13 protein-coding genes and 1 pseudogene are annotated in these 15,056 nt (G+C 39.8%); 10 read left to right on the top strand and 4 right to left on the bottom strand.

From position 1 onward, the window contains the following. The first annotated feature begins 218 nt into the window (after positions 1–218). The 4 genes and pseudogenes from EAL2_RS14615 (at position 219) to EAL2_RS14605 (ending at position 4,529) form a co-directional block, all read left to right on the top strand. Positions 219–2,720, top strand: a complete 2,502-nt coding sequence (locus EAL2_RS14615) for a sensor domain-containing protein (RefSeq protein ID WP_025437097.1) — start codon at positions 219–221, stop codon at positions 2,718–2,720. A 173-nt stretch (positions 2,721–2,893) separates the two neighbouring features. Beyond that, positions 2,894–3,088 (top strand): annotated as a pseudogene (locus EAL2_RS15765) (RNA-guided endonuclease InsQ/TnpB family protein); the annotation flags it as partial. 99 nt (positions 3,089–3,187) lie between these two features. Continuing rightward, positions 3,188–3,694: an HAD-IIIA family hydrolase gene (locus tag EAL2_RS14610; protein ID WP_025437096.1), complete on the top strand. Its 507-nt coding sequence runs from the start codon at positions 3,188–3,190 to the stop codon at positions 3,692–3,694. 286 nt (positions 3,695–3,980) lie between these two features. Beyond that, positions 3,981–4,529 carry an NADH peroxidase gene (locus EAL2_RS14605; RefSeq protein WP_025437095.1) on the top strand — a complete coding sequence of 183 codons (549 nt, stop codon included), beginning with the start codon at positions 3,981–3,983 and terminating at the stop codon, positions 4,527–4,529. A gap of 254 nt (positions 4,530–4,783) precedes the next feature. On the opposite strand, the gene EAL2_RS14600 is transcribed toward EAL2_RS14605, so the two are convergent. The 3 genes from EAL2_RS14600 to EAL2_RS14590 all read right to left on the bottom strand — a co-directional run bounded on the left by EAL2_RS14600 (position 4,784) and on the right by EAL2_RS14590 (position 8,639). Continuing rightward, positions 4,784–5,752, bottom strand: a complete 969-nt coding sequence (locus EAL2_RS14600; protein ID WP_025437094.1) for an HD-GYP domain-containing protein — start codon at positions 5,750–5,752, stop codon at positions 4,784–4,786. A gap of 255 nt (positions 5,753–6,007) precedes the next feature. After that, positions 6,008–7,225 carry an IS256 family transposase gene (locus EAL2_RS14595; RefSeq protein WP_025434602.1) on the bottom strand — a complete coding sequence of 406 codons (1,218 nt, stop codon included), beginning with the start codon at positions 7,223–7,225 and terminating at the stop codon, positions 6,008–6,010. A gap of 322 nt (positions 7,226–7,547) precedes the next feature. Then, on the bottom strand, positions 7,548–8,639 hold the full coding sequence (locus EAL2_RS14590) for a type I restriction endonuclease (RefSeq protein ID WP_025437093.1): 1,092 nt from the start codon (positions 8,637–8,639) through the stop codon (positions 7,548–7,550). Between the two features lie 685 nt (positions 8,640–9,324). Here EAL2_RS14590 and EAL2_RS14585 point away from each other — a divergent pair. Then, a complete protein-coding gene (locus tag EAL2_RS14585; protein WP_025437092.1) occupies positions 9,325–9,915 on the top strand; it encodes a TlpA family protein disulfide reductase in 591 nt (196 codons plus the stop codon). 84 nt (positions 9,916–9,999) lie between these two features. Here EAL2_RS14585 and EAL2_RS14580 read toward each other — a convergent pair whose 3' ends face one another. Further along, entirely contained in the window at positions 10,000–11,223 is a 1,224-nt protein-coding gene (locus tag EAL2_RS14580; protein WP_025437091.1) for an MFS transporter, read from the bottom strand. A 209-nt stretch (positions 11,224–11,432) separates the two neighbouring features. Between EAL2_RS14580 and EAL2_RS15620 the strand changes: the two genes are divergently transcribed. The 5 genes from EAL2_RS15620 (at position 11,433) to ygiD (ending at position 15,037) form a co-directional block, all read left to right on the top strand. Continuing rightward, positions 11,433–11,570, top strand: a complete 138-nt coding sequence (locus EAL2_RS15620) for a CD1871A family CXXC motif-containing protein (protein WP_168023683.1) — start codon at positions 11,433–11,435, stop codon at positions 11,568–11,570. Continuing rightward, positions 11,563–12,405, top strand: a complete 843-nt coding sequence (locus EAL2_RS14575) for a 4Fe-4S binding protein (protein ID WP_025437090.1) — start codon at positions 11,563–11,565, stop codon at positions 12,403–12,405. Before EAL2_RS15620 ends, EAL2_RS14575 begins: the two co-directional genes overlap by 8 nt. Positions 12,406–12,597: 192 nt before the next feature. Then, positions 12,598–13,041 carry a hypothetical protein gene (locus EAL2_RS14570; RefSeq protein ID WP_025437089.1) on the top strand — a complete coding sequence of 148 codons (444 nt, stop codon included), beginning with the start codon at positions 12,598–12,600 and terminating at the stop codon, positions 13,039–13,041. Between the two features lie 73 nt (positions 13,042–13,114). Then, positions 13,115–13,681, top strand: coding sequence for a nitroreductase family protein (locus EAL2_RS14565; protein WP_025437088.1), 567 nt, complete (start codon positions 13,115–13,117; stop codon positions 13,679–13,681). A gap of 579 nt (positions 13,682–14,260) precedes the next feature. Next, positions 14,261–15,037 carry a 4,5-DOPA-extradiol-dioxygenase gene (ygiD, locus tag EAL2_RS14560; protein WP_025437087.1) on the top strand — a complete coding sequence of 259 codons (777 nt, stop codon included), beginning with the start codon at positions 14,261–14,263 and terminating at the stop codon, positions 15,035–15,037. Positions 15,038–15,056: the final 19 nt, after the last annotated feature.

Raw genomic sequence — 15,056 nt, 5'->3', positions numbered from 1 at the left:
ATATTTCTATAGACCTAGGATTCATTTTTTATTAAAAATTCATTTAATTTAAACCATGTTTATTGTAGCATGTAATTACATATTTTCACATCCAAATTAATAATTTAACTAACTAAAGCGATAAATGTGATTTGCATAAAAAAACATTTATCATATAGTTTTTTATGCTACAATGTTCTCTGTATGTTTTATGGTTTTGTATATTAGGAGGATTAACAATGTTTTCAAACATCGATAGGATAGACAGAATTAGACTTCACTTATATTTTATAGAAAAATTGAATTTACAAGTGTGGTTAATTTCTACAGACAATAGATATTACGGTGCAAATAAGGCACATTTAAATTATATCGGACTTACAAAAAAGGATGTTGAAGGAAAATTAATCGAAGAAATTTTCAATAAGGATGTAGCTATACAATGCATAAAAAGCAGTGAAGAAGTAATAAATTCTAAAAAGACATTCATTCAAACTGAACTTGTAGCAGACGGGAAAGGCAAGATGAAATCTTTTGAAATAATCAAAACTCCAGTATTCAATGGAGAAAATATAGATTACATCGTCTGCATGGCAATAGACAACGTTGAATTAGTTGAGAATAAAAATAAGTTTATAATAAGCAATCAGCAGTACATAGATATAGTCGAAGGAAGCAGTGAGATGATATGTAAATTCCTTCCGGATACTACCTTAACATATGTAAATCAGACTTACTGTGATAATTTTGGCAAATCAAGAAATGAACTCTTGGGGCAGAGCTTTCTTACGCTGGTACCCGAAAGTGAGCACGAAAAAATCCGAGAATATATCGCGTCATTTACAGTTGAAAACGATATTATTACATACGAGCATAAAACTATTAATAGTGATGGCTATATAGCTTGGCAAAGATGGACCGACAGGGCATTTTTTGATACCAATAAAAATATAATTGAATTCCAATCTGTTGGTTCAGATATAACAGATATAAAAACAGAAAATGAAAAATTAAGCTACACACTGGCTCAAAACGAAGAGAGATTCAAAAGACTTATTGGAGATTCAAGCGAAATATTTATAATTATGGATACAGACAACATGGTGCGGTATGTCAGTCCTTCATCAATGGAAATTATAGGTAGGAAGCCCTGTGAATTAATAGGTCGAAATTTCTATAAGCTGCTTCATCCAGATGACAGAAAAATGGCTATTGAAATATTCTTGAAAATTTGTACAGACTCAAAATTAAGACATAAAATGCAATGTAGGGTTTTACATTCGACAGGAAAATATATTGACTTGGAAATTTCATTTAGAAATCTTAAGTCCAATCCCAGTATAAATGGAATAATAGCAAGTTTAAGAGATATATCGCAGTTGAAAATAGCAGAAAAAAAAATGGAGCATATGGCATATACAGATAGTGTCACAGGCATTGGGAACAGAAGGGAACTCGAAAAAATTCTAAATGAAAAAATCTCCACTATAGGTACTTCCTTTGGATTGCTATTTCTGGACATGAAAAAATTCAAATTCATAAACGATCACTTGGGACATATTTTAGGCGACAAGCTTATACAGGCTGTTGCAAAAAAACTATTAGGATCTGTGTCTTCGAACATAACAGTAACAAGGTTTGGCGGAGATGAGTTTGCAATGATAATTCCTCTAGAAAACGCATACTTGGAATATGAAAATATTGCAAATGTAATCCGATGTATTCAGCAATCTTTCGAACAACCAATTATACTAGACAAATATACGCTTTTTGTATCTCTTAGTATTGGATGTGCTATTTATCCAAATGACGGCAGTACTATAGAGCAACTTATGAAAAATGCTGCTATCGCTTTAACACGGTCCAAATCAGAAATAAATACAAAATGTGTTTTTTATGTGGATGAAATGAGACACCAAAGCGAAAAGATTTTTTCTCTAATGAATGATCTTCAGCTTGCACTTAAAAATAATGAGGGCTTGAGCATTCACTACCAACCACAGATTAATGCAACCTCCGGTAAATTAATTGGTTTTGAGGCTCTCATGCGCTGGAATCATCCTTTATTAGGATATATTCAACCATCGGATTTTATAAGCGCAGCTGAAGAAAACGGACTCATCATTACGCTAGGTGAATGGGTTTTCGCTGAAGTTTGTAAACAAGTGAAAAAATGGAGTGAACAAGGCTGGATAAATCCTAATGTATCTGTAAATTTTTCGGCAATACAATTCCTAAAAAGTAATTTCTATAATTCTATAATGGATATAATTCACAAAACAGGTATTAGGCCCGAATGGATTGCAATAGAAATAACGGAAACAGCTATACTTAAGAATGAAAAGCTCATGATTTCCGCTCTAAAAGAATTTCAAAAATCAGGGATTAATATATCGCTAGATGATTTTGGTGTGGGGTATTCCTCATTATCCTATATAAACAAAATAAATCCCGACATCATAAAGATAGACAAATCATTTATTGATGGAATACCTAATGATTCTGATAAAATAAAAATGGTAAATATAATTTCAATAATAGCAACTGAATTTAATAAAGACCTTATCGCTGAAGGGGTAGAAACACTTGAACAAGTTGAATATCTTAGAAATATCGGCTGTGATAATATTCAAGGATACTACTTTAGTAAGCCTTTAGAAGCAAATGCAGCTTATGATTTTTTAAAAAAGATGCTTGAGTTTACCAATAATGATATATATGATTCATTGGAAAAAATGTAGAATTTTATTAGCTTATTGCCTGGAAAATTTTAAATAAAAGTATTCCGGGCTTTTTACTATTCAATTTTCTTTGCTGTTTTATGGAAATAGGTTAGATAAGGGGGTGTGGACATAAAGCTGGACACTAATGAGACTCTGAAAGAAGCAACAAAGAGTGTATTCAATGTATCAAAGAAAAAAGGCTACGCAGGTTACAGCGTAGGGTATCTTGCAAATACCTAAAAAACAAAAAGGGGGTTAAGTTCGCCAAAACATGTAACATTATAAAACTTGAAAGAGAGATTAGATTCCTTCACAGGCGACTAGCAAATATCAGAAGCAATCATGCTCACCAAGCAACGAATGCGATAGTGAAAATTACACCAAACCAAAGTAGCATGCTTTATCGCAAAATGGGACAGGATGAACAGGGAATTAAACAAAGCTTTGTAGAGTTTTATAAGGTTTTGGCAACGGATATTTAATATATGAAAATAGCATTCATGGACAGGGACGGCACAATAGTAAAATCCTATCCGGACGAGGAGTGGCAGAATGTAAGGGAGCCGGAGATACTCGAGGGAGCAATAGAAACAATGCAGGAGATAATTAAAAGAGGCTACTCTATAATAATACTCACAAACCAGTATCTGCTGGGCGAGCCTGAATACAACTATACTCAGGTGGACTATGATGAATACACCGCTAAGTTTCTTGAGATACTCGGAAAAGAAGGCGTGCAGGTAAAGGATATTTTCTACTGCCCTCACGGGAGGCACGAAGGCTGCGGTTGCATCAAGCCAAAGCCCGGCATGATAAAAGATGCGCTTTCTAAGTATCCAGAAATAAATATGAAGGAGTCGTTCCTGGTTGGCGACTCAGTAAATGACATGAAGCTTGCAGAAAGCTTTAATCTCAGAAGTTTCGGAATTAACGTGGATTACGAAGACTCAGTAAAGATTGAGGGCATAAAGGAGCTTTTGGAGTATGTGTAATGTCTAGATAGTTATATTCGATAAGGACACAATCTTGGATTTCAATATAAATATATATGGAGCAAACTGAGAAAAGACCTTTTCATAGCATGTTGGAAGGTCTTTTCTCAGTTGCATTTAAGGTGATTATGCTAATAGAAAAAAAATTCACAAAACATGTTGACAAAATCTCGGGGAGAGAATAATATATAACTGTAATCATTACAAAAAAGCAATGATTACATACACCCACAAAACACTATGTTTTATATCTAATAATATTTAATATCAAGGAGGAAATTGAATAATGAAAAAATTTGTTTGTACAGTATGCGGATATGTTCACGAAGGGGAAGCAGCACCTGAAAAATGTCCACTGTGTGGCGTTGGAAGCGACAAGTTCATACATAAGGCTGAAGGCGAAGATATTGTCTGGGCTGATGAGCACAGAATAGGAGTTATAGATGGAATAGACGAGGAAGTAGTGCAGGGATTAAGGGACAATTTCATGGGCGAGTGCACGGAGGTTGGAATGTATCTTGCAATGAGCAGACAGGCTGACAGAGAGGGATACCCTGAAATAGCCGAGGCCTACAAGAGAATAGCCTTCGAGGAGGCTGAGCACGCAGCCAAGTTTGCAGAGCTGCTTGGTGAAGTGGTTGCAGCAGACACAAGGAAAAACCTTCAGATGAGAGTGGACGCGGAGCACGGCGCATGCCAGGGCAAGAAGGATCTTGCAACAAAGGCGAAGCAGCTCAACTACGATGCAATACACGATACAGTGCATGAAATGTGCAAGGATGAGGCAAGACACGGAGCGGCTTTTGCAGGGCTTCTAAAGAGATATTTCGGTTAGTAAAATCAACGCTTCCATAGCTTGAATGCTTTGATATAGCTTGATTGAACATGAAATTTGAATAACTTGGCATAGTTTAATAAATTTTAGCGAATCTTATTAAATTTACATCGTGCGTTGGCAAACCGTCGGCAAATATCAAATGTCGGCGGTTTTTTTTGCCAACGGGCCGTTTTTGCCAACGGAACCATACCTCAAGCCTGGAAGTTAAAAGACAAAAATAAAAAAGAGCCGAAGCTCTTAATTGTATATTCTTATTGACTTAGTTTTTCAGAAATTTCATTAAATTCTTTTTCAACCCTCAAAAAATTATCTACAAGCTCAGAATCAAAGTGAGTATTACGGCCTTCCTTAATGATTCTAACGCATTCCTCGTGGGGATAAGGCGCTTTGTAAGGCCTTTCTGTGGCCAAAGCATCGTAGACATCGCATAAGGCGGTTACTTTGGCCGAAAAAGGTATTTCATCACCTTTTAGGCCCAAGGGATAACCGGTGCCATCTACTTTTTCATGGTGAAAGTGGCATATTTCTTTTGCCATAGCAACAAACTCTTTCATATGACTGTTTTCAATAGAAGTCTCAAGATTTTCGAGAATTTGTTTTCCGATGGTTGTGTGGTGTTTTATAGTCTCAAATTCGTCAAAGGTAAGTTTACCTGGTTTAAGTAGAATGCTATCAGGAATTGATATTTTTCCAATATCATGAAATGGAATACAAGTAGCTATGAGCTCCTTTTCTTTATTCGGCATATCCATATCTCTTAGGAGAATTTGAGCATAAGCCACGGTACGTTCCAAATGTTGTCCTGTGACTTCGGGATCCCTAAGTTCTGCTATTTTAAGCATCTGAATAAACATTTGTTCTTGGTCTTTGCTTGCCTGCACATATTTTGAAACTATAAAAGAACGCGAGGATTTAACCCCAATACCTACAAAGGCAAACATAAAGTCGCGGAAAAAACTCATGGATAAACTTTGTGGAATCTGATGATTCACATCTAATGGCAAGACAACATGTGAAGTTAGAAGAGAAGATAAAAATATAGTGAATATAGTTGTTTTCCAACCTCCATGTATAGCAGCAAAAATTATAGCTGCATAGAACAAATGAGGATATGGGGTCATAGCGCCACCAGAATTGTATGTAAATACGCTGAATAATAAACAAAACGCAATAGAAAGGCCCAAAACAAGTGCGGGATGGAGTCGTTTTAAGCTAAACACATATATTACACCTCCGACATGTTTTCGGCAAAAATATGAATGTGGAATCTTTTGAAGCGGTAACTGGCTGCCATTTTACAGGCCGAGTCTGTCAATAATTATGTGTATGATTCCTTAAAAAAGATATATTGTTTTATTGGTTGGTTGCCTGGAAAGCTTTTAAATATGAGCCTTCCAGGCTTTTTATTACTTAAATTAAATATTTTTCCATTTGGTGAAAATAACTAGAGTGCCAACATTTAATGGTCTTTTTTTTTACAAATACGGGTTAATCCTGTCTTCAAAATATATGCTTAACTGGGCCAGAATCAGGTGCCAGTCTCGCAGTTTTGTACACCATTTCTGGGTGATATCAGCCGTTGCAAGGTACAGGCTCTTGAATAGAGAATCATCGCTTGGGAATATACTCTTGCTTTTGGTCACTTTTCTAAGCTGCCTGTTGTAGCTCTCCATGGAGTTTGTCGTGTAGATTATTTTTCTGATTTCATCAGGATACTTGAAATAAGCCGAAAGCTCATCCCAGTTGTTTCTCCATGATTTTAGGCTTATATAGTATTTTTCACCCCATTTTTCTTCGAGCTTTTCAAGCTCTATTAGGGCTGTTTGCTCGTTTATGGCCGAGTACACTTCCTTGAGCTCTTTTGCGAAGGCTTTTCTGTCCTTGTATGATACATAGCTTAGCGAGTTTCTTATCTGATGGACTATGCATCTTTGTATGTCCGTGTTTGGAAAAACCGCTCTTATCGCATCAGAGAAGCCGTTTAGCCCATCTATTGATGCTATAAGGATGTCTTTTACGCCCCTGTTTTTCAAGTCGTTTAGAACCTGCAGCCAGTACTTGGCTGTCTCGTTTTCCCCTATCCAAAGGCCAAGTACATCCTTTTTGCCCTCGATGTTGACTCCTATTACTGCGTATGCGGCCTTGCAGATAACCTTGCCATCCTGCCTGACTTTATAGTGTATCGCGTCCATAAATATAATCGGATAAATCGGCTCTAGCGGCCGATTTTGCCATTCTTGAGCAAGTGGAAGGATCTTATCTGTTATCTTTGATATTAGTGTGGGAGAAGCATCTATCCCGTATATCTTTTCTAGCTGAGCTGCTATGTCTCTTGTTGTCATGCCCTTTGCATACATTCCTATTACTTGGTCTTCTATTCCTGATACGCTTCTTTGATGATTTTTTACAACCACAGGCTCAAAATCACCGTCCCTATCTCTTGGCACCTCGATTTCAAACTCCCCAAGGTCTGATAGTATCTTCTTGCTTCTTTTGCCGTTTCGGCTATTAGTCGTTTCCTTGTTTTTATAGTCATATTTTGAATATCCAAGGTGCTCATCAAGTTCAGCCTCAAGCATCTCCTGGATTGTTTCTGAAAACATGTCCTTAAGAGCCTCATGGATGTCCTTTGCATCCTTGATTCCGTAATGCTTTATCATTTGTCTTATTTGATCTTTACTTAAAATCCCCATATAAAAAGTGCATACCTCCTTGAATGATAGTTTGATTATATCAATTCCAAGGAAGATACACACTTTATTTTACACACTCTACAGGCCCTTTAGTTTTGCGTCCTAGTCTTTAGCCTAGTTTGCCTTTTTCGCTGAAAACAATTTATTTTTAAAAGGTACAATTACCTATTTTTACAACTACTCAATATTTTATATCCTATTTTTGACTAATTCAAGGGTTAATGTAATTTTCATACAATAAATATTTATTCTTACTTATTTTATTATTTATCTTATTGATTGAAAGCAAAGAAAAAGAGCGTTGCCGCTCTTTGGATTATGTTTAGCATAAAGCCTCAACTCTTTTGATGATGTGATCTTTGAATTGATATAATTCATCTATTTTTTCAAAATCGTATCTGTTTTGTGCTTGGTTTTCATCAGGAATTACTATGTATCTTGTATTTTCTTTAAAGTAAATCCTGCATATCCACTTTCTTGTATTGTCATCAAGAAGAATCCCGAAATAACTCAATGTATCCTTATAGGTTATTCTTTCGGCATCTATGCTTTCTCGCAAAATAGCTTTGATTATGAAATAGGATTCCAGTTCTTCCATAGTTGTAACTATATCGTTTTGTTCCGTGGATGCTGGAGATTCCGGATCATCGTTGGAATTGAGCGTTTCATGCCCAAGCTTGAGTCGCGATTCGTTTTCTACGGAATTCTTTTCTAAAGCAGATTTTATTCTGTCATTCATCAATTCATTTATGTACTGATTCATTGATTTTCTTACTACTGGCTTGAATTTGTCCACTACATTTTGCGTTTTTACTCCAGCATAAATATTCCCAAGTACAAAACGCACATAATCATCCGATGGATCTATAAGTTGACCAGCCATGAAATTTTTTATTAAATTCGAATATTTGAGTTCTGAGGCTGTATCGAATATCTCTTTTAAGTCGAAGTTTTCCTTATGGAATTTCTTGAGTTCTGATATATCAAGCTCCTTCAGGTTCAGCAGGTTTATTTCTAAGAAAGGTGATTCATCCATTTTATTCGGTTCTTCCAGGTCTGTATAAAACTTATAAACAGCTCCGTTTGTTAGTATTGCGAATTTGGCGTTTGTTGTCCCGAAGTATCTAAAAAGTTGAGAGTCGTGTTTCTCGAGTTTTTCCCCAATCCACTTGGCCTCAATTAAAATTGAAGGCTGCCCTTCTTGAAGTATCGCATAGTCAACCTTCTCACCCTTTTTTATCCCGACATCAGCTGTAAACTCAGGCACGAATTCAGTCGGATTAAAAACATCATAACCCATGAGTTGGAAAAAAGGCATTATAATTGATGTTTTGGTTGCCTCTTCAGTTAGAATAGAGTCTTTCATGCTCTCAACTCTCTTTGTAAACTGTCGTAGCAGTTCTGTAAAATCCATTTCATCTCCACCCTTCAAACATGTATTATTGTATACATACCTAAAAGTATTGATTTTAACACATACTAAATTTTGCAATATTATGTCGAAAAATCGAATAATGTCGCAAAACAATAGGGTTGATGCGTGCAATGGAGAAGGTATACAATAAAACAAACAGGTGTTCGGTTGGATTTTAGGGATTTTTTAAGAATAAAAATAGATTTAAATGAAAATGTAAATTCCAGTTTGCAGAAGTAAATTCCGTGGATGTGGAAATTTTTGCCAATGCTCACCAAGTGGCTTTGCGGCAATTTTACTGTCGGAAAATACCAGACTGCAAACGCACAAGTGTGCGCCCCCTGAACACTAATTTTATTAATTAAAAACAAAAAACACTTAATATAAATTCAATAAACTTAACAAAGGCTAATAAAATTAAATAAAAATAGAAAATACTTAACAAAACATATGTACCGGCGGCGAGTGTGGTGTTAGAATTTAGTAGCAGTCGTGCAGCAGGCATGCGACCCTGTATGGCTGCATTTAATTCGACCACACTCAACTCAAATATATTTTTTTCGGGACATGCGAGACACCCATCTTGCCATGTCCTATTTTTTTTAAAAACCTGCAGAAATATTTGTTTTTCAGCAGGCTGAATGGTATATAATTGTATTATTATAACCGTAGGGGGGTATTTGGAATGAAGAGGTATTTTGCGCTTATGCTGTCTGTTATAGTCATGCTTACAATGGCTGCATGCGGCAAGACAGCAGAAGAAAATGAAGGCAGTTCACAGCAGGAGCAGAGCTCGCAGCAGGAGGTGGCCAGTGACACGGGTATGCCGGGCCTGATGCCAAGCTTCCAGGCTAAGGACATTAACGGCTCCGATGTGGACAATACGATATTTGAAGGCAAAAAACTCACAATGGTGAACATATGGGGCACCTTCTGCCCGCCTTGCGTATATGAGATGCCGGAGCTTCAAAAGCTAAGCGAGGAAATGAAGGACCAGGGCGTTGCAGTTGTAGGCATAATTGGAGACACTCCGGATGCTGAAAACGAAGAGGCGGCAAGAGCTATTATAGCTGAAAAAGGCGTTAAGTTCACTAATATTGTGCCTGATGAGGCCATAATAAACGGACTTCTCATTTCCATACAGGCCTTTCCTACATCTGTGTTTGTAGACGGCGAGGGGAACATTGTGGGGGCTCCGGTTGTGGGGGCACACTCTATGGAGGAGTACAAGGAGATAATACAAGGGATGCTAAGCCAAAAAAGCGAAGGCAACTAAAGGCATCAATCAAAAACACAGCAGAGACACTGCATTAAAAATGCGCCAGCCGAGTCAATAGGTTGGCGCATTTTGCGTTCGAGGCTATACGGGATCATTGTCCAAGCCGGTGATTTTTTTGTTTGTGTAAATGTAAAGACCAAGCATCGCCAGCACAATGCCGGATGCAATGAGGAGATACTGGATTTTGATTAAGTCAGCCATCGGTCCGAATACGAGCATGCCCAGCGGCATTGTTACAGACACTATGATTTGTATGACTGAGAAAACCCTGCCGAGCATATCAGCTGCAACATTCTCCTGAATAAGAACTGTCTCCGCTGTTGCGAAAAATGGCAGGAAAATGCCTGAAACAAACATGACGATAAGATATACGATAAAATCCGCCGCAAGTCCGAGCATTACGAAGGTGATTCCAAATGCGAGGCACGAGATTGCCATTGTGTGTATTTTATTCTTGAATCCACTCCAGACTGTTATGATGAGTCCGCCGAGTATTGATCCTGCGCTCCAGACCATTTCATTGGCTGTAAGTTTCCACACCTCTGCTCCAAAGCTTCTCGTCACAAGCACGGGCGTCAGGAATGCGGCAGGTGTCACAAAGAAGAAAAACAGGCTGTAGAAAACAAGCAAATTCCTGACCAGATCGTGATTTCTAGAGTATATCAGGCCGTTTTTGAGGTCGGACATTGTGGAGGCTTCTTCCTGCGCATCCGATCTTTGGTATGCGGATATGCTCAGTAAAGACATTATGCCAACGGCTATGGCCGCTGTTACAACATCGAAAAAAAGAGCTGCGCTGAAGCCCCAAAGCCCAAGTATCGCGCCGCCAACAGCAGGAGAAGCGAGCATCATTACGGAGCTTATGGTGCTGTGTATTCCGTTTACCTTCATTAATTTTTCCGAAGGGACGATTTGAGGCAATATAGCTCCAACTGCAGGTGTTTGTACGCCTGAGCCGATTGAGCGGATTATGGAGATAAGAAATATGAGCCACAGGGCCTTCATGCCCATTGCATACATTACAGCCAGAATGAGCGTAGAGAGAGCTATGAAAGAATCCGAAAGCATTATGAGCATTTTGCGGCTGTATCTGTCAGCCCAGACTCCGGCGAACAGAGAAATGAATATTTGCGGCAGGAATGTGCAGAGAATGGCTATCGTCATAACAGTGCCAGAGGAGGTTTCAAGCGCTATATGCCATATGATTGCAAAGCCGACTATTGAAGAGCCAAACAGTGAGAGTGTCTGGCTTGTTAGAAAAATGGCGGTTTTGCTTTTCCAGTTGATATAATCTGTTGTATCCATGCACCGCCACACTCCTTTTTAAAATAGATGAAGTGAATCAGTAAGTGTTATTTTATAAGAATATTTCAATCATGATTATTATACCCAAGCGTGTTCAAAACTACAATGCATGCGATATAATGAATTATGGAGCAGGGACTAATTGTCATGAATAAGGTGGCGGAAGTTGCCTTTCCTGGCCATTAAAATAATATGACGGGGGTGGCAGCATGAAACTAAATCAGATAAGGGCAGCTGTGCTGCTGGCCGGCATATTGCTGACTGCAGCGGGGATAATTAGGGGCGAGACGGCTACAGTGCTCAAAAAAGCTATAAACATATGTCTGGAGTGCATAGGAATTGGATAAGTTGAAAAGAACATACATACAGATGATTTCGGCAATAGCATCAAACGGTTATCTTAAAGGCTTTGCCGAGGGAAGCATATACAAGGGAGATCTGAAGAAGCTTTGCGTGCCGGGGTTAAACTGCTATTCATGTCCCGGAGCGCTGGGCTCGTGCCCCATAGGCTCGCTTCAGGCAGTAATGGGGAGCATCAAGTATAATTTCTCGTTCTACATATTAGGGCTGCTGACTCTTATGGGTCTTGCGATGGGAAGGCTGGTGTGCGGCTGGCTGTGCCCTTTCGGGCTAGTGCAGGATCTGCTCAGCAGAATTCCATCCCGAAAGTTTGCAGTCAAAGGCTCGTGGTCCAATTTTAGGTATGCAAAGTATGCGGTGCTGGCCGTGTTCGTGATACTGTTGCCGTTTGTCCTGAGCGACGAGCTAGGCATGAGCGTTCCGTATTTTTGCAAGTGGATATGCCCGGCGGGCACTCTGGAAGCGGGAATCCCTCTGCTGCTTATGAACGAGGGGCTGCGAGGAGCTGCGGGCTGTTTGTTTGGCTGGAAGAGTCTGCTGCTCCTTGCAACAATAGTTTCGTCGGTTTTCATATACAGGCCGTTTTGCAGGTTCGTATGCCCGCTTGGAGCCATATATGCCATATTCAATCCTATAAGCTTATGCAGACTTGAGGTAGACAAGAGCTCGTGCATAAGCTGCGGCAAATGCGAAGCCGTCTGTAAAATGGGTGTGAAGCCCCAGCTGCAGCCAAACAGCCCGGAGTGCATAAGATGCGGAGACTGCATTAAAAAATGCCCTGAAGGCTCAATCGAGTTAATATTCATAAAAAAAGACAGATAAAAGCTGTAACGAAATTGCACTTAAGCCAGCCGGCAGGTAAATAAGGCGCAGAAGTGAAATAGTATAATAGAATTATTTTTTAATAGGCCAAAAGAACTCTTTATTGAGAGATCTTTTGGCTTTTTTGGTATAATATGAATAAATATAAAAACAAATTACAAATATGCAGATGATTTTGAAGGAGGCAAAGGTATGAAGAAGCTGTTTGCATTTTATGCGCTTTTGCTGCAGGGAGCGCTCTTTAGCGGGGCATGGGCGCTTGAGTATTATTCATCGAGAAGGATGGGCATCGAAAATTTTTTGGAATGCAGAAACATGGTCTTGTCCGAGTCTTTTTTTACGGTCGAGAGGATATCTACATACGGAAGCATATTCATAATATGCGCAATCGCCTTGGGTTTTTGGGCGGCTTGCTACATATCCAGAAGGCTTTATTGGGCGGCAGCCTGCATGGCGCTGGGTTCGGCAATCGCTTTATTCGGGGCGTTTTTAAGCAAGTTCGGCGCGGAAGGACTCAAGGCTTATTATTTTTTCCTGATAGCAGCACTCGCGTCACTTTTCATTCAGGTCATAGTGATAATATTTGGCTTCGACGGAAGGCCGTGCAGATTGGATGCGGAGCCTGAGGGTGATTAGCACAAGGTTGTTTTGGATATCTTTTAGAGTACAGGTAGAATAGTTCAAAAACATCATAAAAGGAGTGATAATCGTGGAAAATAAGGTCATAGATATCATAAAGTCAAGAAGATCCATAAGGAGATTCATGGAGGATCAGATAAGGGATGAGGAGCTCGAGCTTATACTCGAAGCCGGCATATATGCTCCCAGCGCGCATAATGACCAGTCGTGGCATTTTACGGTTGTTCAAAACAAGGAGCTTATAAAGGAACTGAGCGAGCAGGCGAAAGAGGCCGCGCAGGAATTTGATTTAGACGATGTGATACTGAAAATGGTAACGAATCCGGAGCTTGACATATTCTACGGAGCGCCTACGCTTATAGTAGTTTCGGGAGAGGAGGCGTCGATGATGCCCCAGATAGACTGTGCGGCGGCAACCCAGAACATGCTTCTGGCCGCAGAGGCCATAGATATAGGCACTTGCTGGAACGGGATAGTAACGTTCCTGTTCGAGAGCAGCAAAAAGGAAGCGTACAAGGAGAAGCTGGAAATACCTGAAGGCTACAAGCCCTACTACGCAGTGGCGGTTGGTTACAAAAAGGCGAGACCGACGAAGGCCCCGTCGAGAAGGAAAGGAACGGTAAGCTATTTAAGGTAGAAGTGCAATCTGAATTTTGAATATGCATATGGTTAATGTGCAAGAATATGGAGTTAAAAAAGCATCTGTGCGGGGGAAATATTCGCATCAGGTGCTTTTTGCGCTTAAATATTAAATTATACCCTTTGGACGGCGCATTAAAAGCAACTTGCATAAAATATTTCACAAAACAGCATTTTAGGGACAGTTATGTCTGGAATTTTGCGTATTATGTGTTCAAGTGAGGGGGAGTAAAGTTATGACAACAACAGAGGTGCTCTTGCGGGTTGCACTAAAAATGGCATGGTTTATTGTGCCTATGCTGGCATTCGTGGGAATAGCATTGCCGATACTTGAAAGGGAATTGTAAAATGAATGCTGCAGGGGAGAAGTCTGCTGAGACATAGTTGAGGCGCAGGCTTTTTTTTATTTTTTGAACAATACGGGTGATATGTTGCTCAAAATTACTTCGGAAGGAATGTTTTTATGCACTTTTGCAGAGGGTATATTAATATAACAGCAGCTAGTTAGACTACAAAATAAGAGAATGCACATAGACAATGAACCAGGACAGGATTAACCCCAAAAGGAGGCTTCTTCATGAGTTCAAAAATGCCTGCGCTTTTTATAGGTCACGGAAATCCTATGAATGCGATAATGGACAATTCATATACAGCGGCGCTTAAGAAGGTTGCAAATTCAATTCCTATACCAGAGGCGATACTTGTGGTTTCAGCGCACTGGATGGCGCAGGGCACTCATATAACCTGCGCCGACAGGCCAAGGCAGATATACGATTTTTACGGATTCCCAGATGAGCTCTACCAGGTCAAATACAGCCCATCAGGAGCTGCGGGCTTTGTCGCTCTCATAGAAGAGGAGCTGCGGGATGCGGGAGTCACCTGCAGCGACAAATGGGGCATGGACCACGCGGCTTGGGCTGTGCTCGTGCACATGTATCCTAAGGCCGACATTCCCGTTGTGGAGATGAGCCTTGACATGGGCAAGGACGAGGAATACCATTACAACATGGGCAAAAAGCTGCGCGGACTCAGGGATAAGGGGATACTCGTCATTGGAAGCGGCAACATAGTCCACAATCTCTGGAAGATGAACCGTGAAATGGATGCTCCTCCTTTTGCCTGGACTATTGACTTTGATTCATATATCGCCAAGGCGCTGGAGAACAATGATCACAGGGCGCTTATCGATTACAAGAATGCCGGCGATTCAGCAAAGTTGGCAGTGCCTACAAGAGACCACTATCTGCCGCTGCTCTATATTGCAGGGATGCAGGAAGAAGGCGACAGGCTGGAATTCATTTACACGGGGCTTCAGCACTCATCTATGTCAATGAGATGTATAAGAATCGGCTAACAGCTATGACATGTGGAGG

It is taken from the genome of Peptoclostridium acidaminophilum DSM 3953, from assembly GCF_000597865.1.
Taxonomy (GTDB): domain Bacteria; phylum Bacillota; class Clostridia; order Peptostreptococcales; family Peptostreptococcaceae; genus Peptoclostridium_A; species Peptoclostridium_A acidaminophilum.
This window is presented reverse-complemented; position numbering and strand designations above follow the sequence as displayed.

Excerpts from the sequence above, each read along its gene's own strand:
- ygiD (WP_025437087.1), top strand. The coding sequence starts at position 14,261 with ATGAGTTCAAAAATGCCTGCGCTTTTTATAGGTCACGGAAATCCTATG.
- EAL2_RS14580 (WP_025437091.1), bottom strand. The coding sequence starts at position 11,223 with ATGGATACAACAGATTATATCAACTGGAAAAGCAAAACCGCCATTTTT.
- EAL2_RS15620 (WP_168023683.1), top strand. The coding sequence starts at position 11,433 with ATGAAACTAAATCAGATAAGGGCAGCTGTGCTGCTGGCCGGCATATTG.
- EAL2_RS14610 (WP_025437096.1), top strand. The coding sequence starts at position 3,188 with ATGAAAATAGCATTCATGGACAGGGACGGCACAATAGTAAAATCCTAT.
- EAL2_RS14595 (WP_025434602.1), bottom strand. The coding sequence starts at position 7,225 with ATGGGGATTTTAAGTAAAGATCAAATAAGACAAATGATAAAGCATTAC.
- EAL2_RS14570 (WP_025437089.1), top strand. The coding sequence starts at position 12,598 with ATGAAGAAGCTGTTTGCATTTTATGCGCTTTTGCTGCAGGGAGCGCTC.
- EAL2_RS14585 (WP_025437092.1), top strand. The coding sequence starts at position 9,325 with ATGAAGAGGTATTTTGCGCTTATGCTGTCTGTTATAGTCATGCTTACA.
- EAL2_RS14605 (WP_025437095.1), top strand. The coding sequence starts at position 3,981 with ATGAAAAAATTTGTTTGTACAGTATGCGGATATGTTCACGAAGGGGAA.
- EAL2_RS14615 (WP_025437097.1), top strand. The coding sequence starts at position 219 with ATGTTTTCAAACATCGATAGGATAGACAGAATTAGACTTCACTTATAT.
- EAL2_RS14590 (WP_025437093.1), bottom strand. The coding sequence starts at position 8,639 with ATGGATTTTACAGAACTGCTACGACAGTTTACAAAGAGAGTTGAGAGC.